The sequence below is a fragment of the Vibrio hippocampi genome (genome assembly GCF_921292975.1).
In the GTDB taxonomy this organism is placed as follows: Bacteria; Pseudomonadota; Gammaproteobacteria; order Enterobacterales; family Vibrionaceae; genus Vibrio; species Vibrio hippocampi.
In genome coordinates, this window is sequence record NZ_CAKLCM010000002.1 from 72,415 (window position 1) to 91,091 (window position 18,677).

Consider the following 18,677-nt stretch of genomic DNA (forward strand, 5'->3'; position numbering starts at 1 on the left):
ATGTCGTTACAGAATGTTGAAGAGCAACTGCCGCTGTTTCTGGCGGAGTTGCAAGTCTTTTCGGTAGAGGTCGAGAAGCAAATACAGTTGTTGATAGCGCAAGCTGAGCGCAATGTGCCGGAGTTTTCGGCTGAGCATCAGCAGCAATTTGAGAAGCAGTTGACTGAGATAGAGCAGCTTGCTTCTGTGATTGCGCAATCTCGTGCTTCAGAGTTAGCAGAGCAACTTAATCACAAGCTGTCACTATTAAGGACGTTTCTTTATGAGTGATCCGATTAGCAATGATCAGATTCGTCAAATTGAAGCTGCAAAAGAGTTAGCACAAGCGACGTTGACTTCCCATAACCAGATAAAAAGTGCTTATGATGCGTTGCAAGCGCGTTGGTTTGCGCTGCGTGAGCACTATGTGGGCATGGGCGCAGAAGATACTGAGCAGGTAGTTAACTCGATTCAAATGCAAAGTCAGACCTTGTTTGAATTGCTTGAAAATTGCCAGCGTCAATTGGATGCGTTATCGAATCCGAGCAGTGAGGAGTTTGAATGCAACCAAGATGGCTAACGGCTCAGTTAGAGGAGTTTGATTATCAGACTGACTATCAGTCAGATATGATCAGAGGGTTGGTGCAGCAGGTTCAGTCATTGCTGATGTTAACGTCGGACGTGATTCAGGCATCTAAGTCCGATGTTCATGCCTGTTATGAAAAATATCTAACGTTAGAAAAACGCTATCAGGCAGCCCTTGAGCTGAATGCCATGCGCGCACAACGAGTTGAAGATCAGCTTGAAGCGTCTATTCAAGCAGAACAGCAGAGTGAACAACAATTCGATCACTGTGGTCAGGTTCAGCATCACTGGCAACATCAGGTAGACAAAGCTATCCAATGGGTTAAGTATGCGATTGAAGAGCATAACCGTTGTGTGGATATCTATAACGATGCCAGCCACAAGCTAGATAATGCGCAACGGGATCTTCGACACGCCGAAACTCAACTGGACATCGCCCGCCGTCGCCCGCCGGTGCGCGTTTATATTGGCGACAATAGCCGTGGTGAACCCCAGTATCGTTATGATCCGCCGGACACCTCATATGAACGTGCTCAGGTTTCTAGTGCGATTAGTCATGTTAATCGTTGTCAATCAGCACTGCAGTCTGCAGCAGGGCAGTTAAAGCGTGCTAAACACGAGTGTGCGCAAGCGGAGCGTCAACGAGATGGGGCAATAGATTCCAGAAACGATGCTATCGAGGCTGTTGCTTTATCTAAATCGGGCGTGGAACTGGCTGGAGATGCCAAGCACCACGCGGTATTGAGCGTTAAATACAGTGATGAATGTTCCGCGGTGTTGTCGCAAATTCAAGTCATTTTGGAGCAATTCAAGCAGGTATACGAACAGCAAAGTACCATGCTAGGACGATTGGATAATGACCACAACGACGCGCTGATTAATATGCGTCAACTCGAGACGCAGCAAGAAACTGTGCAGGGTGAAACCTATACTTTGAAGTACACCCTACAAGACAAGATCAACCTACTGATTGCTTTTGATCAACCACTCAATCGCTCGTATTAATGGATTGAAATCATGCCTTCTTTTGAGCCCAGCTTTTATCAGAATCAACTTAATCATTTCGATGAACAGCGTGAGAATGTTTCGTATGCCAAAGCGCACTACGTTGACCACTGGAGTACTCTGCGACTTCAATGGCAGGACAACGCCAGTCGTAATATCGCACTGCGTATCATAGAGCCTCTTTGTGACAACTACTCAGAGCTAACCCAAACCTGCCAGCAGCAGACTCATATCGGTCAACAGACCGCCGACAAACTGAGCGAACTGTCGCAACTGCTGCTTAAAGCCGCCGGTATCGAGGATGAGTATGAGCAGGCAATGCGCGCACTGGAAAAACAGAGCCAGTCTCGCCAAACCGAGTTACAAGTGAGCGATGAGAGAAGTGAGCAGTTAAGACAGCGGAACCAAGAAGTTGAAGCGCAGTTAGAGCGAGCCAACAGTCATATCGAACCGATGTAATATCAACGGCATAGCAATATAACCGTGCAACCATATAACTGGACAACCAAATAGCTGTACAGCAATAGATCAGTACAGCAATAGAACAATACAACAACATAACAATAAGCAGGGAACAGACAGTGAACTTTCGTCGATTATTAGTGCTAGTGGGTATGCTCAGCTTGGTAGGGTGTGCTTCCACATCTTCAGATAGCACTCAGCAGACCAAAGATGACTCACTCTACGGTTTATCTTCATTTCCAATGGGAGCTGAAGGGCGCGCGATGCGTCAATCAAGCTTTACCGATCAACAAGTTGTTGATATTCAACTGGCGCTACAGACTAGAGGTTTATACTGGACGGCAGGTCAAACACCGGCTTACTTAGATAACCAATGTTCCGTCAATGTTTATGCCCACCGTGGTCATTATAACTACCCTGAAAACTCTGTTTCAGCGTTAATTATGGGCGTTTTTGGTGGCTTTGATGGGGTTGAAATTGACGTCATGCTGACTCGAGATGGTTATTGGGTCGTGCACCACGATAGCCAAACCGGACGCGCTACTGGTCGAAGCGATGGTAAGCGTTACAAGATGTCGAGAATCAAAGGTAAAGAGTGGAACTCTTTGGTAGTACGTGACAAAGATGGTCGCTTAACCAACGAACGTGCGCCATACCTCGTGGATGTGTTAGAGCCTTGGCGTGATTTCTACTATCGTGGGCAACAGTTGAATATCGAAATTAAACAAGACGCTGATATTTCCGAACTTGCTGCGCTGAACCGTATCGTCACCTCTAAGTTGCCGAAGGGCAGTTACTTCTACAGTTCCCTTAACTTTGAGGTACTCGAATTGATGCGTCAAATCGATGCTAACGTTTATCTCGGCTATGTCTGGGAACCACATCCTACCTCGATTGCTAAAGCGAAACAGACAGCGAAAAAAGCGGTACGCTCTGACGATCTCTATCAGAAATACCAGCGCCAGATCGGTTGGGTATCTGACTATGAATATCGTCGACGCACCCGAAAAGCCTCCAAGAAATACTCCGCTAGAACGGTAAAAAAAGCGCTGGGATCCAACAGTGGACTGCATGTCGATATTCGCAGCTATATGGATGCCCCTACGATTCAATCACGCTCTAAGCAAGCGGGATTAGCGCGTGTCGCGACCTATACCATCAATGGCACCGAGTATCATCAGCAGGCGTTGGTCACGTTAAAGCAGCGGGGCAGAGCCTTGCCTGATGAGGTGATCATGGATACCTCTCAATTTGAAATTTGTCATCGTTTAAATCCAACGCTGAAGAAACAAGCCAAGCATTACACGCCAACAACAGAGTACGGTCGTGCAATAATGAAATTGCCAAATAATGCCGATTTTACGCGTCTGCAAGAGCAAGTGATGTACGTCGCGGATAACCATTACCTCACATACGATGGTCGCGTGCGCTCGTTAACACCGACCCCATTGCGTAGCAGTACAAAAACAGCGTCAAGTAGCAAAAAAACATCCTCTTCGACATCCAGTGCCAAGCCAGCGCTGTCATCGATCTTTATTCCTGTCGATGAAGAGATGGATCTCGAATCAACCCCAATCATCATTACCGTTCCACAGTAAGGAAACCCTGATTTATGACTGAAGAAACACAAGTATCGACCAATAAGCAGGGGAAACCTAAGTGGCTGGCGATCACCTTTTTTGTACTGACGCTGCTGTATTTGATTCCTGAGGTTGTATTCAATGCCAAGTTGGTTGAAGTGGCGGGAGGCATGGATGCGGATGAAGAAGCGCTGCATCTGGTCGAACTGTTTGGCCGTTCTATCTCCGGTATCGGCGTTACCTTATTAATCGCCGATTTGCTGTTAAAAGGCAAAATCGTTAAAACTATACCAAGAACCCTGATCAGCTTTGCGGTGGTTGCCGCTATTGTTTGGCCAACGGTTTTCTTTGGCCAAAAATTGGCAGTGGACAAAATCTTAGTCGAGCCATCGACTGCTAAGCAGCGTCAAGAAGCGTTTTTCTCTTCGGTATTGCGCTCCAGTTTAGCGGCGAACGCGGTGCAGATTAATGGTCTCCCTTATATCCCGGAACACGCAACGTCTCCGACAGAGATGACCTTTTTAGCCATGATGGGTGGCTTGGTGTACGCCAATGACGACTTCATTGTTCATGTTGAGGATAAGAAGCGCGCCATACTGAACCGCTATATTGAAAATCGCGCCAATAACCAGTTTGAGCAACACTTTACCAACTATAAAGCGATGCGCGTGCAGGTAGTTGATGCCTATAAGGAGTATCAACAAGGCGTTAAACGCTATAACCAACAGATGGGCATGGCGAATAAGCACGCCAATGAGGGCTGGGAAGAAATCGAAACTCAGATAGCCCAAGGTTGGAAAAGCTACCAAAATGCGGAGAAAGCCTATTTGGCTCGAGCAGAGGCTAGGGCTCAGGATGTGGCGAGTAAGATTTTTGATCACTTTAAGAGTCGCAACCGTTGTATTGACCGCTATAAGGGGAGTCGTGAGCAAAGTTGTATTGCCAAAGTCGAGAAAAGCTATGCCAAAACCTTGAGTAAAGCAGGTATTCCTTATGTGGATATGGATTACTGGCTGACCAAGAAGGTTAAACGCACCAAGGGTGAAACCTCGTTTGGTGAAGCCGCAAGTACCTTGGGGTTATCGGCTATTCTGGCCGGTTTAGAGATAATGAGCGGCGACTCTGGCAAACAGGATGTTTCATGGATCTACACCAATGAAGTAGCTTTCTATACCCCACGTATCTTAAATCTATGGAAAGGTAAGTTCGAGAAAGAGACGGGATATCCGATGGGGATTGAGAATATTCGCACCTTCCGTTCTCATCCAGTGACCAGTAAGAAAGTACGCGAGCGAGTTAAGCGCAAGGGTATTCACCTGAAGAGTTCTTGGACCGTGGCGCAAATCACCACTTTTAAGAACACGGTAAAAAACAAAGTTCGTATCGAGGTCAAGCGAGAGTGGAATAAAGAAATGGCGAAGCGCGGCATAGATATGAAGCCAAACTTGTCATGGAAAGCGTTTCAGACTCACTCGCATACTCAGCAGCAGATTGCTAGTCAAATGGGACAGCGTAATTACGTTAAGCCTATGATGGCGGACTGGAACAACAAGCAATTCTACAACAAGGTGATTAAGACTAACATCCAGCGCGAAACCGAGTATTGGTTGCGATATATCGAATCAGCTCGCTCCCAGTTTGCCGATGGCGGTCCATTGGCGGAGAACGGTAAATCGGCATTACGCTCTATCATTGTCCCGCCAATCTCTATGTCACTGTCACTACTGCTGATCTTATTAACTGTGGTGAAATTGCCGTTTAAGTTCTGGGCGCTGATTGATTACGATAAACCAGTCGTTCGTCAACCGAAGCCTTGGGAGAAGTTCGTTGGACCACTGCTGTCGATCCTTGTTCTCGGGCTGGTGTTTGTGATCCCGCTGACGATGGGCAGCTCTAAGTTTACGAAGGAACAATCTACAACGTCTTATTTCTTAGATAAGTTTGATGAGAAAGTGTCACCGGTCGGTTCATTGGCGTTGAAGTGGGTGCTGCATACTCAGCCCGTTGTTCAGCCAGTCGGCGCACGATTTGATCAGAATATGCGCATCACGGAGTTGTTTAAAACACATCTCGAAAGCAGCATACATCATCTTGATACGACAATAATGGCTAAGCTAAACCCAGTCACCGCAGTGACGGATGCGACGATGCAGCAAAGCTTAGAAGAGCAGCGACAAGCGATTCAAAAAACGGGTCAGCTTAAAGATGTGCCTTTTGCGGTGAAAACCAATGTCAAGCAAGCGCGGATTCGAGTCTTGAATATTGGACCTGTCTACAAGTCAGGAATGGAACTGCCAGCGGGTAACTATCATGTTGAAGTGAGCGCACCCGGATATAAAACGACGAAGAAGTGGGTATCTCATGGACAGAATCATGCCACTCATACCGTGAATATCGAAAGTCTCTAACGCGGCTTTCGCCTCACTTTAAACCATAAGATAAGCAAGCGGTCATTATGACCGCTTTTTTTCGAACGGCGAGTTTCGGACAACACTTTTCTCAGTTACCCCTGCGGTTTAATTTCTTGGTAACTTGTCTAGCCACAATACTCACAATGATGTTCAGTAGAGCTTTGAAGCGAACAATCCTAAAGTCACTAAATTCTGAAGTTACTAACCATATCAGCTCACCGGTGTGCGGATACAGCTTGTTAAAAAGTGAGCGATAGGTCACTATTTTGTTCGGACTAATTGTGTATTATAAATATTCAAATAAGTGAAGATTTAAGAAGATGAAGCAATATATTAAAAAAAATGGTCAAGCAATTATCGAACTCGCACGTTATTTTATGCTAATGGAGGTTGGAACAAGAGTGCTGACCGTCGATGAATTGTCCAAAAAAATTGCCTGCTCGGTTGGGTATATTGCCAAATCAATTAAAGAGATAGAGGCAATCGGCGCTATCCACCTTGAAAGGCAAGGTCGAAATGGAACCATAGTTAAATCGATCAATTTCAAAAAACTCGTGGAGTTGGCTGATTTTGGTCGTTTGGTTTGTGCGATGCCTTTACCTTATACAAAGCGTTATGAAGGGCTTGCTTCTGCGATTAAGGATCAGATCGATATCGTGCCTCTATACTTTGCACATATGAGAGGGGCTGACGTAAGAGCGGAGTGTCTTAAGAATGGAGTATACGACATCGCTATCATGTCGAAGTTGGCCGCACAAAGTTATATTGAAGAAGGTACATTACAGATAGCGATAGAACTGCCAGTACATAGTTATGTTTCCGAGCATAAGTTGATCTACAAAGGTGACGATAGAGATTCGATTAAACGTATTGGCGTTGATCCTGATTCACCAGATCAGAAAGTGCTCACTGAAATGATTTTCAAAGGTAGAAATGTTGACATTGTTGCTGTGCCATATAATGAGTGCTTGGATAAAGTGAATTCAAATTATATAGATGCGACTATATGGAATCCAAGTTCAAAAAGTAATGAGCAATACTCCAGCCTAAGACAAGAGGCGATCAGTGATTTAGATAATGTAGATAACTTTTCAATTGCTGTTTTGATGGTCAGAAAGGATGCAAACTTCACAAAAGCACTGTTAAATCATATGTTAAATATTGAAGAATTAAAATCACATCAGGAGCAAGTTATATCCGGTAGCCGAACTCCTACTTATTAGGTGGAAATAATGAAAGAAAGAATGAAAATTTTGTTATCTAACAATGTCATCACTAAAGAGTCTTTTGAATCAATCCTATTGGTGATTGATTATTTTAACCGTGAATGGGGGTTGTCTGAGTCAAATGAGCAATATCAAATGATAATGACTCATTTGGTAAGAGCGACGGATCGAATAAAACAAGGGAAAGAAATACAAGACGGGTTGGATTGCGATATTTACAATGAAATGGAATCAATGTCTGAATTTTCTTTTATTAAAGAGATTAATAGTTATATATGTGGAATGATGGGATTAAGAGAAGTACCTGAAACAGAGAACTCTTTTTTCTTATTTAATATCACATCACTTTATGAGATGAGAAGCTAACGATTATGACAATTGATAAGAGTGGTTATACCTATTGCCATGAGCATTTGCATATAGACCTTTCATATGTGAAAGGTGATCCAGATTGCTTGTTAAATCAATATGAAAACATTAGAGATGAACTTGCTTCTTTAAAGAATCAAGGGGTTTCGAACATCATTGAAGTAACAAATCGTTTTATGGGAAGAAATCCTCATTTTATTGAAAGTTTAATGAGGGATACAGAGATGAATGTACTGCTCTCGACAGGATATTACATTGATGGATTTTTTCCTGATAGAGTTCAGCATTTTAGTGAAAGGCAAATTGCTGATGAAATGATAGTAGAACTGACGTCAGGGATTGACGGTTCACGACTCACAGCGTCATTGATCGGTGAAATCGGTAGTAGTGAAAACCAATTTACGGAGGCAGAACAAAAGATTTTTAGAGCAGCTGCCATTGCTCATTTAGAAACTGGAGCGCCGATTTCAACCCATACATCCTTTACTACATGCGGCATAGAGCAAATTGATTTGCTACGTAGCATGAAGGTTAATTTAGAAAACGTAACTATTGGTCATTGCGATCTTGATGACAACTTTGATTATTTACTTCGGTTAGTTGACTCAGGGTGCATGATCCAATTCGACACGATTGGAAAGAACAATTATTACCCTGATGAAAAAAGGGCAAACACGATAATGGAGCTGATCAATAGAGGGTATGTTGAGCAAATAATGCTATCTATGGATATAACACGCTGCTCTCATTTAAAAGCCAATGGAGGATTAGGTTTCTCATATCTGATCGATAATTTTATCCCGCGATTAAAGAAGAAAGGGGTAAATGACAATTATATTGAAGTTATGATGAAGGATAATCCCAATAAATTCTTTTCCTACTAAATAGAGGCAGTGATTATGAAGTCTATAGCGATTGTTGGATTGCAGCGTGAACAAATAAAAGATGAAATAGAGAAAACCTCGCCTGGAACATTTTTGTGTCACATTATGAATGATATGGAGGCAGCAATGAAAGTTAAAGCTGGTGAAATTGATTATTACATAGGGGCATGTAATACAGGAGCTGGTGCCGCACTCAGTATGGCAATTGCAATTATTGGGTTTAATGAATCTTGTACTATTGCAAAGCCATCAATCCAAGCAAAAGAAGATGAAGTTCGGAAATTTATTTCTGAAGGCAAGAAAGCATTTGGTTTATCAGTGGAGCATGTCGATCATGCTGTTCCCATGTTAACTAGGGTGTTAGCTGAAGAGGTGTAATATGGAAATTTACAATATTGGTTTAATTGCAGCGTTGTGTGCGATGACGGCGTTAATTGCCCATATGTCAGCAGCGGTATTTCACGATGGAATTCGTCCAATCTTGCCTCAATTAATTGAAGGTAATATGACGAGACGCGATGCAGGTTCTGTAGCATTTGGTCTTTCGATTGGTTTTGTTGCTTCGGTGGGTATTTCTTTTACTTTATCTACAGGTCTTTTAAACCCATGGCTGCTTTTTCTTCCAACAGACATCATTGGTGTTATGGCTGCTAATCGAGTCATTGCCGCTATCGGTGGCGGAATTTGGGGGGTGTTAGTTGTAACCAGTTTAGCGGGTGTTAATGCAGTATTAACCGGTCTGCCTATTGATGCGTTAGGGGCTCTAGGCGAGTTGGGAACACCGGTCATGTCTGCATTCGCACTGTTCCCATTGCTTGCCATTTTTTACCAATTTGGCTGGAAACCCGGTGCGGTAGCTGCAGTTGTCATTCTCATTTCTCGTCTTCTTGTTATTAAATTTACGGCGATATACCCAGAATCGATTCAGATTTTTGTCGGTATGGTGATGCTAGTGGGCATCGCAATTAGAAAAGATATGACAGATAAAGCTAATGGCACTGCGCCACCAGATATGAGTGGTATGCGTAGTTTGTTCGAGGAGCGTACCAAACGCATCTTTAAAAATATGCCGTTTCTTGCGGTTACAGGAGCATTGATCGCAGCGGCAGCCGCATCAGGTATTTTTGCAGGCTCTGAAGTGTCGATTTATTCACTCGCTGAGGCTTATAAAATCGAAGATGCAGCAGCACAAAAAGAAGCCTTAAATCAGGTCGCATTATCTGAATTTATGCGTGGTCTTGGCTTCATTCCATTAATCGCAACAACAGCTTTAGCAACAGGTGTTTATGGTGTCGTTGGTTTCACATTTGTATTTGTAGTGGGTTACTTATCTCCCAATGTTCCAGTGGCAGCGGTTCTTGGCGCGGTAACAATTTGCTTGGAAATTCTTCTCCTGCGTAGTATTGGTCGCTTCTTGGAGCAATTCCCCTCGATTCGAAATGCTTCTGACAACATTCGTAACAGTATGAATATCCTGATGGAATTTGCACTATTGATTGGTGGTGTACTGGCTGTTATGAAGATGGGCAGCACCACAGGTTTCACTATTTTTGCTGTCCTGTACTACTTAAATGAAGTAATGGGACGTCCAGTATTGAAGATTGCTGCTCCAGCAGTTGCTGCAATTCTTACTGGTGTCATTCTAAATATCCTATTTGTTCTAGGGTTATTTGTTCCTGCTTAATGACTGTTGGCGGTAAGGCTTATACCTTGTCGTCAAATGAGGTAGATCAGCAAATGTTTCTAAAAGCCTTACAAATTCAAAACTCCAAACTGATAGACGCAACACTGAAACTGCACAAAGACGGTCAATTATTACCGGATTCTTATGTGGTTGATTTGGAACAATTTAAGCTCAATGCCCAATGTATCAAAGATAAAGCGGATGAATTTGGAATAAAACTTTATGGAATGACCAAGCAGGTTGGTCGCAATGCAGTTCTTGCGAAAGTATTAGAAGATATAGGGTACGAAGGCATCGTAGCTGTTGATTATAAAGAGGCAAGAGTTTTACATCAGAAAGGCATAAAAATTAGCCACCTTGGACATTTAGTTCAGCCGCCAGAAAATATGTTGAGTGAGATCATCCAAGCGATTAAACCTGAAGTGATGACTGTGTATTCATTAGAAAAAGCACAAGCGATTTCTGATATTGCCGAGAAGTTCGGTGTTACACAGCGAGTGCTGGTGAAATTTATTGATGAGGGGGATTTGCTTTACGTTAACCAAGAGTCTGGTTTCCAGTTGACGGATATGGCGACGGTATTGTCTGAGCTATCGAAAATGGTGGGTATTAAAGTTGAAGGTCTGACTCATTTCCCATGTTTTCTGCACGATGGAGAAAGTACCAAGCCAACAAATAACTTGAACTCATTGGTGAAAGCGAAACAGCAGTGGCCGTCTGATTTTTCATTGAACCAAGTGAATATGCCCTCGACAACTTGCTGCGCAACATTGCCAATGATCTCTCATTTTGGAGGAACTCACGGAGAACCAGGGCATGCTCTAACAGGCACGTTTCCGGAGAATACGGATGGTTCGCAACCTGAAAAAGTCGCAATGTTATATGTTTCCGAGATTGCCCATCATTACGGTAATGATTCTTACTGTTTTGCCGGAGGGTATTACCGCAGAGGACATTTAGACAAAGCACTGCTCAACTCGAAAGTCGTTAAGATCATTAATGATGATAAAGATTCAATTGATTACCACTTGAAAGTTGAAGGGATTCACCCGATTGGTCATCCGCTGATTATGGCATTTAGAACTCAAGTGTTTGTGACGCGATCAGATGTGGTTATCGTCGATGGAGTTCAATCGGGTCAACCACAAATTGTAGGCTGTTATACCGCATTGGGAGACGCAATCAATGAGTAGGTTTATAGTATTTGTCTTGGATGGCTTTGGTATTGGAGAGATGCCAGATGTTGCAACAGAGCGTTCTCAAGATATAGGTTCTAACACTGCATTTAAGCTTTTATCTGCCTTTACAGATAAAAGGCTGCCGACACTTGAAAAGCTTGGTTTAAATAATGTCGTAGGTTGTAAAACATCTGCAATGCAGCCTGTTTCGACAGCTTGTGTTGGTAAGAGTCAGTTAAAGCATGAAGGGTGTGATACTTTCGCAGGACATCAAGAGATTATGGGAACAAAGCCTAAAAAGCCCCTAGTAAAACCGTTTCACTACTCTATTGATAAAATTGAACATTCTCTTCACTCTGAGGGATATACAGTTAATCGAATTACCCGCAGTGGGCAATCACTGCTAATGATCAATGACTGCGTGATTGTCGGCGATAATCTTGAAGCCGAGTTGGGTCAGGTTTATAACGTAACAGCAAATCTTAGTGAGATTTCATTTGAAGATGTTCAGCAAATTGGGCGAGTTATACGCAATAGCAATGATGTGGCAAGAAACGTCGTCTTTGGTGGTGAGTTAGCTTCAAATCAGAACCTTATCGATGCTATTGAAGTGAAAGGAGAATGTATTGGCGTGAATGCTCCTAAGTCAGGTGCTTATGATAAAGGCTTTAAAGTCATTCATCTTGGTTACGGTGTTGATCGTTTAGTTCAAGTACCTGAAATGCTGAATGCGAAAGGAATCAGCACTACATTAGTGGGCAAGGTAGCCGATATTGTTCAAAACCCACATGGCACAAATTTTATGAAAATCAGTAATACTGATGAGATCTGTCGTATCAGTATTGAGGAGATCGCTAAATCAGAAACCGGTTTTTTCTGTATCAATGTACAAGAAACCGACCTTGCTGGTCATAAACAAGATCCTGAAAGCTATTGGGCTACTTTAGAAAAAGCCGACCAAGGTTTAAGTGAAATCCTCAAAATTTTGAATGAAAATGATATTCTTATCGTGACTGCGGATCATGGTAATGATCCATACATCGGTCATAGCAAACACACGAGAGAGTACACCCCACTTTTAGCCTATGGTAAGCAGGTTAAAGGCACCAGTATTGGTGAGCGCCTTACCCTAGCCGATATTGGTGCAACCGTTTGTGATTACTTTGAGTCGAACCCTCCTCAATTTGGTGAGTCATTCTTACCTCGATTAATACAATAAAATAAGAGGTAGGGTGTATAGTTCGGGGGTTGCGATCAACACCTATTCATTCAGGACTGAGCTTAGAAGGCTTACTGAAACGGGGACAAGTCCTACTTTTAATCCGAATGGTTTAAAAACTTTATCGAGAATGTCGGTTTTGAAAGCGCCTCGATCATTCTCAATCTCAGAGATGGTCTTTCTCGAAACTCCAACCATCTTGGCAAATGCATCCTGTTTAATGCCTAACACTTCCATTCTAAGCGCCTTAAGTGCTAACCCTTGCGTCAGCTCCCCCATTAGCAAAGCGTGAATGACTTGGTTTATGCGACTTTTTCGCTCAGATACAGAAATAGGCTGCACGTTCTTGGAGGCTCTCTTCTGCACATTTTTGTGTTGTTATTTTACGCTTTTATGCGCATAAAAGTGTGGGTTAGCATCTTTTTAATGCGCGTAAAAAAGTGATTACATAGTTTTATAGGGATACTTGGTATGCAGAATGTGATTATAGAATATAGGTTTAGTGAGTATCGGTTGTGCAGGTGATGCTGTTGGGTTGGTAGAGTAAATGAAGTGAAGATAAGTGTTCGAGTAAGGCTTGCTGTTCAGCCTCAATCGCTTGAGCCAATAAATTGTGAGATCCCATTTTAAAAGTTCATTCAATGGGTTCTCTAGTTTGTGCAGTTCTGCAATGTTATTATGCCTGTCGATGCATATTGTTGATTGTTGATTGTTGATTGTTGATTGTTGGTTGTTGATCTAGCGAGATCAATCAACTCGTTACATTACATTCCTTCCTATACACCAGAAATAACTATAGCTCCTTTCCCTTTGGAGGTTTATGAAAGATAGAAGTAAGTACCGATATAAGTTTAATTAACTGACTTGCAATAGGTTTATCGAGAACATTACGCAGTGGGAGCGATGTTGATGGATGATTTTAGCCCTAGTGAATCTTATGTTGCCCATCCAGATATTGAGCATGGGCATCACCAAAGCGTTTATGTTCACTTAAAAGCGGTTAGCGAATTAACTGGCAGGCTTGCTGCAAAAATAGGTTTTGCCGAGCAAGGACAACTAATTGGCTTAATGCATGATTTTGGTAAATACAGCAGTGCATTTCAAGAGTACATGCGCCTGATTATTGCTGAGCAAACAGGCTATAACCCTGATAATGATGAGGGTAGCTCTATAACTTTAACGAGCAAAAGCTTAAAAGGTAAAATAGACCACTCCAGTGCGGGTGCTCAGTGGGTTCTAAATTCGCTTTTACCCCATTGCGGGGAGCTAAAGCAACAGGACCAATCGCTTGCATCTTATGGCTTAGCAATTGCTCAAGCACTAAGTATGTGTATCGCATCGCACCACAGCGGGTTGATTGATAGCTTGTCAGAAAATGAAAACGTTTTTGCAAACCGAATTAAAAAGCTCAATGAACTAACCCACCTAAAAGAATGTAGTAAAAATGCGGCTCCTGAATTAATTGAGCAGGCTAAGTCACTCGTGAGTTTTGAGTTTATCTTAGAAAGCAGCCAACATCTTAAAGGCGTGTTTGATAAGTTCGAGCTTTCAGCAATTGAGCATGATTATTACCTTGGCATGTTTACTAAAATGCTGTTTAGTTGCCTGATTGATGCCGACCGGATTGACAGTGCCGACTTTGAGCAGCCAAGTAATAAAACTGAGCGTTTTAAGCAACCTGATTGGGCGTCTGCTTGCGATAAAATTGAAAGCTTCATCGCACAGTTTGAGCCAGTCAATCCAATCGACCATATTCGTGCTGAAATATCAGACAACTGTTTTAATCGCGCACAAGGCGAAACTGACATCTACAGTTTGACAGTTCCAACTGGTGGAGGAAAAACTTACGCTAGCCTGCGCTTTGCACTGCATCACGCTAAAAAACATAACCTTGATAGGATCATCTACATAATTCCGTTTACCTCAATCATTGAGCAAAATGCCAATGCCATTCGCGGTGTTTTGGATGAAATAAACGCAGATGATTGGGTATTAGAGCATCACTCAAGCTTAGAGCCAGAGCAACAAACGTGGCGTTCAAAGCTCGCATGCGAAAATTGGGATAAGCCCATAGTGCTCACAACCATGGTACAGTTTCTTGAAAGTATGTTTGCCAGTGGTACGCGTGGATCAAGGCGGTTGCATCAACTAAGTAATGCGGTACTGGTGTTTGATGAAATCCAAACGCTCCCTATTCGTTGTGTTCATTTATTCAATAACACCATTAACTATTTATCGCGTTTTTGTAACACCACGGTGTTGATGTGCACAGCTACTCAGCCTTTGCTTAATCAGTTACCCGAACAAATAAAACAGTTTGGTGAGTTGCAATTACCGCTTGAAAATGAACTAACCCCAAATATTGAAAAACTTTATCAACAATTAGAACGAGTGAGTTTAAAGAACATTACCAAAAAGGAGGGGTGGAGCGAGGTAGAAATCACGGAACTAGTGCAAAAACAACTATCAGCAGTACAAAGCTGTTTAGTGATTGTAAATACCAAAGCCTGGGCAAAAACCTTGTTTCAATCGTTGCAAAATCAAATTACTGTCGAAACAAAAATATTTCATTTAAGTACGGGCATGTGTTCGGCTCATCGCAAACAAATTCTAGATGAGGTCAGAGCGCGTTTGTCAAACGGGCTGGCAACTTTGTGTATCAGTACACAGCTTATCGAAGCGGGTGTTGATGTTGATTTTGGCAGCGTTATACGTTTTGTCGCTGGTCTTGACTCAATTGCTCAAGCTGCTGGGCGTTGTAATCGAAATGGTAAGCAACAAAAAGGCTATGTTTTTGTGCTTAACCCAGCTCAAGAAAATGTCGGTATGCTTCACGATATTAAAACAGGTATTGCAGCCTCAAGCCGTATATTCACTGAGTTTTCAGAAGAAGACTTACTTAAACCGCAAGCAATGAGTCAGTATTTTCAATACTACTTTTATGATCGTCATAAAGAGATGACCTATCCCGTTAAGCAAGAGCAAACTTTACTTAACTTGCTAAGCAGTAATCAAAGAAATATCAATAAAACACCATTTGCCCTAAAGCAATCTTTTATGACGGCTGCGAAACAGTTTAAAGCCATTGATGCACCCGTGCATTCAGTAATAGTGCCATTTAATGATGAATCGAAAAGCATAATCACACAATTATGTGCGCTTGATAAACGCTTTGATGCTGCAAGCTACCGCAGCTTATTAAAATCGGCGCAAAAGTACAGTGTGAATATATTTCCGAATGTATGGCAAAAATTGACTGATCAACAGGCTGTGTACCCAATAGCTCAAGACGAAGCCGTGTTTTATTTAAGTGAAGAATTTTACAGCCAAGATTTTGGCTTGAGCATAGAGGTAACAAACGCTCAGCAAGATTTAATTTTTTAAAAGCAACCATGTTTTTAACAAGGAGAGTCATGTGAAGAACAGTATTAGTTTTAGATTATGGGGCAGGTACGCGTTATTTACCGACCCCATAACTAAAGTGGGAGGTGAAAAGTGTACTTATCACATTCCAACATACGAGGCGATTAAGGGGATTTTAAAATCAATCTACTGGAAACCAACGCTTGTTTGGCATGTTGATAGAGTTAGGGTGATAAAACCACTACGCACCCAAACGAAGGGAACAAAGCCGTTGAACTGGGGAGGTGGTAATACTTTGGCGTATTACACCTTTTTGCATGACGTTGAATACCAAATTGAAGCTCATTTTGAGTGGAATGAACACCGCCCGGAACTAGCGAAAGACCGTGTCGACGGCAAACATTTTGCCATTGCTAAACGCATGCTTGAAAAAGGTGGACGACAAGACATCTTTCTTGGTACTCGCGATTGCCAAGGTTATGTTGAACCTTGTCTATTTGGTGAGGGCGAAGGTGCTTACGATAATATTGATGAGCTTGGTTTTGGTTTAATGTTTCACAGCTTTGGCTACCCAGATGAAACGGGCAACAATGAACTGATTAGTCGATTCTGGCACGGCGTAATGAAAAACGGTGTAATTGAATACCCTCACGTTACAGCGTGCCCAGTAACGCGTCATGTGAGAAAAATGAACGCAAAAAGTTTTGAGCTTGAACAAAATGTGCAGAGTGTTGAGCAAACGGAGAGTTGCCTATGACTTGGTTAACTACGCTCTACAAAACCTACGATGAACTTGAAAAACTTAATGACACCTTGCTATTTGAACAGCAAGTGATGCCAATTTGTCACACTCCACAAACAGCACACATTCATATCGTTATTAACAATCAAGGTGAGTTTGTTCGTGCTGAAGTACTTGAAAAAACACAAGTAGTCTTACCTGCAACTGAGCAGTCTGCAGGACGCAGCAGTGGTTTATGTGCACATGCATTGGCAGATAAAATTCAATACGTTGCGAAAGATTACGCTGATTTCGGTGGTATTAAAAAGTCTGGATTTGAGTTGTATCAAGTGCAATTAAAAGCTTGGTGTGACTCAGAGCATAGTCACCCAGCAGTGCGGGCTGTCTATCAATACATAGATAGGGGCTTGGTCGTTGCAGATTTAATTGCTGAAAAGGTGTTGCACGAGCAAGATGGGCACTTGCTGACTAGGTGGCAAGATGAGGGAGAAGCCCCAGCATTATTAAAAATCCTGCCGAAAGAAAAAGGGGTGTTTGACCAAGGTTCTGCTTTAGTTTGTTGGAGTGTAGAAACATCCCGTGAACCTCAATCTAAAACTTGGCTTGACCCAAGTATCCAACAAAGCTGGATTGCTTTTGATAGCCAAAATGGTGATAGCACAGCCATGTGTTACGCCACTGGTGAAAATAAACTTGCTGCGAGCAACCACCCAGCAAAAATACGTCACAGTGGTGATAAAGCCAAATTAATCTCTGCTAACGATAAAAGCGGCTATACCTTCCGAGGTCGTTTTTTATCCAATGAAGAAGCTTGCAACATTAGCTTTGAAGTGACACAAAAAGCGCACAATGCACTGCGTAGTTTGTTAACTAAGCAAAGTGTTTTTAGAAATGGCGATCAAGTTTATTTAGCTTGGGCGGTATCAGGTAAAGAGGTGCCTGAACCTACCGAACTAGACTTTAGTGACTTAACAAGTTTCTTAGAAGAAACCGACAGTGTTGATCACTCACAGGATTTAGGTCGAGCTTACGCTAATCAGTTAAAGCGTTACTTTAACGGTATAAAAACTAAAAACCAACTGGATGACAACGAGCAAATCGCATTACTAGGGCTAGATTCAGCCACGCCCGGACGAATGGGCATTTTGTATTATCGTGAAACCATAGCAAAAGAGTTTCTAGCGCGATTAGAGCAATGGCAACTCGAGCTTGGGTGGCAACAGAGAGTCAAAATAAACGAACAGTGGCAATGGGTTTATAGTGCCCCGAGTTTATTTCGAGTGCTTGATGGTGTATACGGTGATGTACTTAAATCAGCCGATACCTTGAAGAAAAACCTCATTACCCGTTTATACCCCTGTATCGTTGAGGGTAAACCAATTCCGCAAGACATAATGCAAAGCGCGTTTCACCGTGCAATTAACCGTGTCGCCTATAAATCAGATAAAACTTGGCTTTGGTTACAAAATTTAGGCATTGCCTGCTCACTGATCAAAGGGTTTTACACCCGAGCAACCCATTCAACTATTCAAAAGGAATTCCCAATGGCATTACAGCAAGACAATGCCAGTCGCGACTATTTGTTTGGTCGTTTACTGGCGGTGGCAAACAAGGTTGAAAAAATTGCGCTCTCAAGCAGCGAAGCCAATCGTTTAACAACGGCAGAGCGTTTTATGACGCAGTTTGTTAATAAACCCTCTTCAACGTGGCTGAATATCAGCAATGCTTTAGTGCCTTATCAGCAGCGACTATTCAATAACTACCAAGGGTACGACAAAGCAACTAAAGCGCTTATTAGCCAAGTTACCGATATGTTTAACCCAACAGACTTTACGTCAAACCAAAAGCTTAGCCCTGAATTTTTGCTTGGCTTTCATAACCAAATGATATGGTTGGAAACCCATAAAGTAGAGAAAGGTCAATGGGTTAAGAAAGTAAACGACGAACAAGTTAAAGAAAATTTAGAAGAAACAGTTTAAGAAAAGGAAAT

The 18,677-nt window shown here is 42.4% G+C and carries 18 protein-coding genes; 16 read left to right on the top strand and 2 right to left on the bottom strand.

Features of this window, described 5'->3' with window-relative positions; translation table 11 throughout:
• The 13 genes from L9Q39_RS02810 to L9Q39_RS02870 all read left to right on the top strand — a co-directional run bounded on the left by L9Q39_RS02810 (position 1) and on the right by L9Q39_RS02870 (position 12,582).
• Entirely contained in the window at positions 1-270 is a 270-nt protein-coding gene (locus tag L9Q39_RS02810) for a hypothetical protein (RefSeq protein WP_237483607.1), read from the top strand.
• On the top strand, positions 263-559 hold the full coding sequence (locus L9Q39_RS02815) for a hypothetical protein (protein ID WP_237483608.1): 297 nt from the start codon (positions 263-265) through the stop codon (positions 557-559). Before L9Q39_RS02810 ends, L9Q39_RS02815 begins: the two co-directional genes overlap by 8 nt.
• Positions 541-1,569, top strand: a complete 1,029-nt coding sequence (locus tag L9Q39_RS02820) for a hypothetical protein (RefSeq protein WP_237483609.1) — start codon at positions 541-543, stop codon at positions 1,567-1,569. Before L9Q39_RS02815 ends, L9Q39_RS02820 begins: the two co-directional genes overlap by 19 nt.
• 12 nt (positions 1,570-1,581) lie before the next feature.
• Positions 1,582-2,028, top strand: a complete 447-nt coding sequence (locus L9Q39_RS02825) for a hypothetical protein (RefSeq protein WP_237483610.1) — start codon at positions 1,582-1,584, stop codon at positions 2,026-2,028.
• A gap of 122 nt (positions 2,029-2,150) precedes the next feature.
• Positions 2,151-3,629 (top strand): glycerophosphodiester phosphodiesterase, encoded by a 1,479-nt coding sequence (locus L9Q39_RS02830; protein WP_237483611.1) that lies wholly within the window; start codon positions 2,151-2,153, stop codon positions 3,627-3,629.
• A 14-nt stretch (positions 3,630-3,643) separates the two neighbouring features.
• Positions 3,644-6,019, top strand: a complete 2,376-nt coding sequence (locus L9Q39_RS02835; protein ID WP_237483612.1) for a hypothetical protein — start codon at positions 3,644-3,646, stop codon at positions 6,017-6,019.
• 323 nt (positions 6,020-6,342) lie between these two features.
• A complete protein-coding gene (gene yhfZ / locus L9Q39_RS02840) occupies positions 6,343-7,245 on the top strand; it encodes a GntR family transcriptional regulator YhfZ (RefSeq protein ID WP_237483613.1) in 903 nt (300 codons plus the stop codon).
• Between the two features lie 9 nt (positions 7,246-7,254).
• Positions 7,255-7,614: a PRD domain-containing protein gene (locus L9Q39_RS02845; protein WP_237483614.1), complete on the top strand. Its 360-nt coding sequence runs from the start codon at positions 7,255-7,257 to the stop codon at positions 7,612-7,614.
• A 5-nt stretch (positions 7,615-7,619) separates the two neighbouring features.
• Positions 7,620-8,501, top strand: coding sequence for a phosphotriesterase family protein (locus L9Q39_RS02850; RefSeq protein WP_237483615.1), 882 nt, complete (start codon positions 7,620-7,622; stop codon positions 8,499-8,501).
• A gap of 15 nt (positions 8,502-8,516) precedes the next feature.
• The gene (locus L9Q39_RS02855; RefSeq protein WP_237483616.1) at positions 8,517-8,879 is read left to right on the top strand and encodes a DUF2620 domain-containing protein; all 363 of its coding nucleotides are present in this window, start codon (positions 8,517-8,519) and stop codon (positions 8,877-8,879) included.
• Between the two features lies 1 nt (position 8,880).
• Positions 8,881-10,185, top strand: a complete 1,305-nt coding sequence (locus L9Q39_RS02860; protein ID WP_237483617.1) for a YhfT family protein — start codon at positions 8,881-8,883, stop codon at positions 10,183-10,185.
• A 53-nt stretch (positions 10,186-10,238) separates the two neighbouring features.
• On the top strand, positions 10,239-11,378 hold the full coding sequence (locus L9Q39_RS02865) for an alanine racemase (protein WP_237483618.1): 1,140 nt from the start codon (positions 10,239-10,241) through the stop codon (positions 11,376-11,378).
• On the top strand, positions 11,371-12,582 hold the full coding sequence (locus tag L9Q39_RS02870; protein ID WP_290369113.1) for a phosphopentomutase: 1,212 nt from the start codon (positions 11,371-11,373) through the stop codon (positions 12,580-12,582). The genes L9Q39_RS02865 and L9Q39_RS02870 overlap by 8 nt, the downstream gene beginning before the upstream one ends.
• A 42-nt stretch (positions 12,583-12,624) precedes the next feature.
• Here the strand turns inward: L9Q39_RS02870 and L9Q39_RS02875 are convergent, their stop codons facing one another.
• Together L9Q39_RS02875 and L9Q39_RS20640 are read right to left on the bottom strand one after the other, a co-directional pair.
• Positions 12,625-12,861: a helix-turn-helix transcriptional regulator gene (locus L9Q39_RS02875; protein ID WP_290369155.1), complete on the bottom strand. Its 237-nt coding sequence runs from the start codon at positions 12,859-12,861 to the stop codon at positions 12,625-12,627.
• A gap of 220 nt (positions 12,862-13,081) precedes the next feature.
• Complete coding sequence (locus L9Q39_RS20640) at positions 13,082-13,207, bottom strand: hypothetical protein (protein ID WP_290369114.1); 126 nt, start codon at positions 13,205-13,207, stop codon at positions 13,082-13,084.
• A 284-nt stretch (positions 13,208-13,491) separates the two neighbouring features.
• Between L9Q39_RS20640 and cas3 the strand changes: the two genes are divergently transcribed.
• The 3 genes from cas3 to cas8c are packed head-to-tail and all read left to right on the top strand — an operon-like array spanning position 13,492 to position 18,666.
• Positions 13,492-15,966 carry a CRISPR-associated helicase Cas3' gene (gene cas3 / locus L9Q39_RS02880; RefSeq protein WP_237483621.1) on the top strand — a complete coding sequence of 825 codons (2,475 nt, stop codon included), beginning with the start codon at positions 13,492-13,494 and terminating at the stop codon, positions 15,964-15,966.
• Between the two features lie 31 nt (positions 15,967-15,997).
• A complete protein-coding gene (cas5c, locus tag L9Q39_RS02885) occupies positions 15,998-16,702 on the top strand; it encodes a type I-C CRISPR-associated protein Cas5c (RefSeq protein ID WP_290369115.1) in 705 nt (234 codons plus the stop codon).
• Entirely contained in the window at positions 16,699-18,666 is a 1,968-nt protein-coding gene (gene cas8c, locus L9Q39_RS02890; protein WP_237483622.1) for a type I-C CRISPR-associated protein Cas8c/Csd1, read from the top strand. The genes cas5c and cas8c overlap by 4 nt, the downstream gene beginning before the upstream one ends.
• Positions 18,667-18,677 lie beyond the last annotated feature (11 nt).

Bases quoted from the DNA above. Each gene is read 5' to 3' on its own strand.
- L9Q39_RS02850 (WP_237483615.1), top strand. From the start codon at position 7,620: ATGACAATTGATAAGAGTGGTTATACCTATTGCCATGAGCATTTGCAT.
- L9Q39_RS02860 (WP_237483617.1), top strand. From the start codon at position 8,881: ATGGAAATTTACAATATTGGTTTAATTGCAGCGTTGTGTGCGATGACG.
- L9Q39_RS02815 (WP_237483608.1), top strand. From the start codon at position 263: ATGAGTGATCCGATTAGCAATGATCAGATTCGTCAAATTGAAGCTGCA.
- L9Q39_RS02875 (WP_290369155.1), bottom strand. From the start codon at position 12,861: ATGGGGGAGCTGACGCAAGGGTTAGCACTTAAGGCGCTTAGAATGGAA.
- L9Q39_RS02870 (WP_290369113.1), top strand. From the start codon at position 11,371: ATGAGTAGGTTTATAGTATTTGTCTTGGATGGCTTTGGTATTGGAGAG.
- L9Q39_RS02845 (WP_237483614.1), top strand. From the start codon at position 7,255: ATGAAAGAAAGAATGAAAATTTTGTTATCTAACAATGTCATCACTAAA.
- cas3 (WP_237483621.1), top strand. From the start codon at position 13,492: ATGGATGATTTTAGCCCTAGTGAATCTTATGTTGCCCATCCAGATATT.
- L9Q39_RS02820 (WP_237483609.1), top strand. From the start codon at position 541: ATGCAACCAAGATGGCTAACGGCTCAGTTAGAGGAGTTTGATTATCAG.
- L9Q39_RS02810 (WP_237483607.1), top strand. From the start codon at position 1: ATGTCGTTACAGAATGTTGAAGAGCAACTGCCGCTGTTTCTGGCGGAG.
- yhfZ (WP_237483613.1), top strand. From the start codon at position 6,343: ATGAAGCAATATATTAAAAAAAATGGTCAAGCAATTATCGAACTCGCA.
- L9Q39_RS02865 (WP_237483618.1), top strand. From the start codon at position 10,239: ATGTTTCTAAAAGCCTTACAAATTCAAAACTCCAAACTGATAGACGCA.
- L9Q39_RS02835 (WP_237483612.1), top strand. From the start codon at position 3,644: ATGACTGAAGAAACACAAGTATCGACCAATAAGCAGGGGAAACCTAAG.
- L9Q39_RS20640 (WP_290369114.1), bottom strand. From the start codon at position 13,207: ATGGGATCTCACAATTTATTGGCTCAAGCGATTGAGGCTGAACAGCAA.
- cas8c (WP_237483622.1), top strand. From the start codon at position 16,699: ATGACTTGGTTAACTACGCTCTACAAAACCTACGATGAACTTGAAAAA.
- L9Q39_RS02825 (WP_237483610.1), top strand. From the start codon at position 1,582: ATGCCTTCTTTTGAGCCCAGCTTTTATCAGAATCAACTTAATCATTTC.
- L9Q39_RS02855 (WP_237483616.1), top strand. From the start codon at position 8,517: ATGAAGTCTATAGCGATTGTTGGATTGCAGCGTGAACAAATAAAAGAT.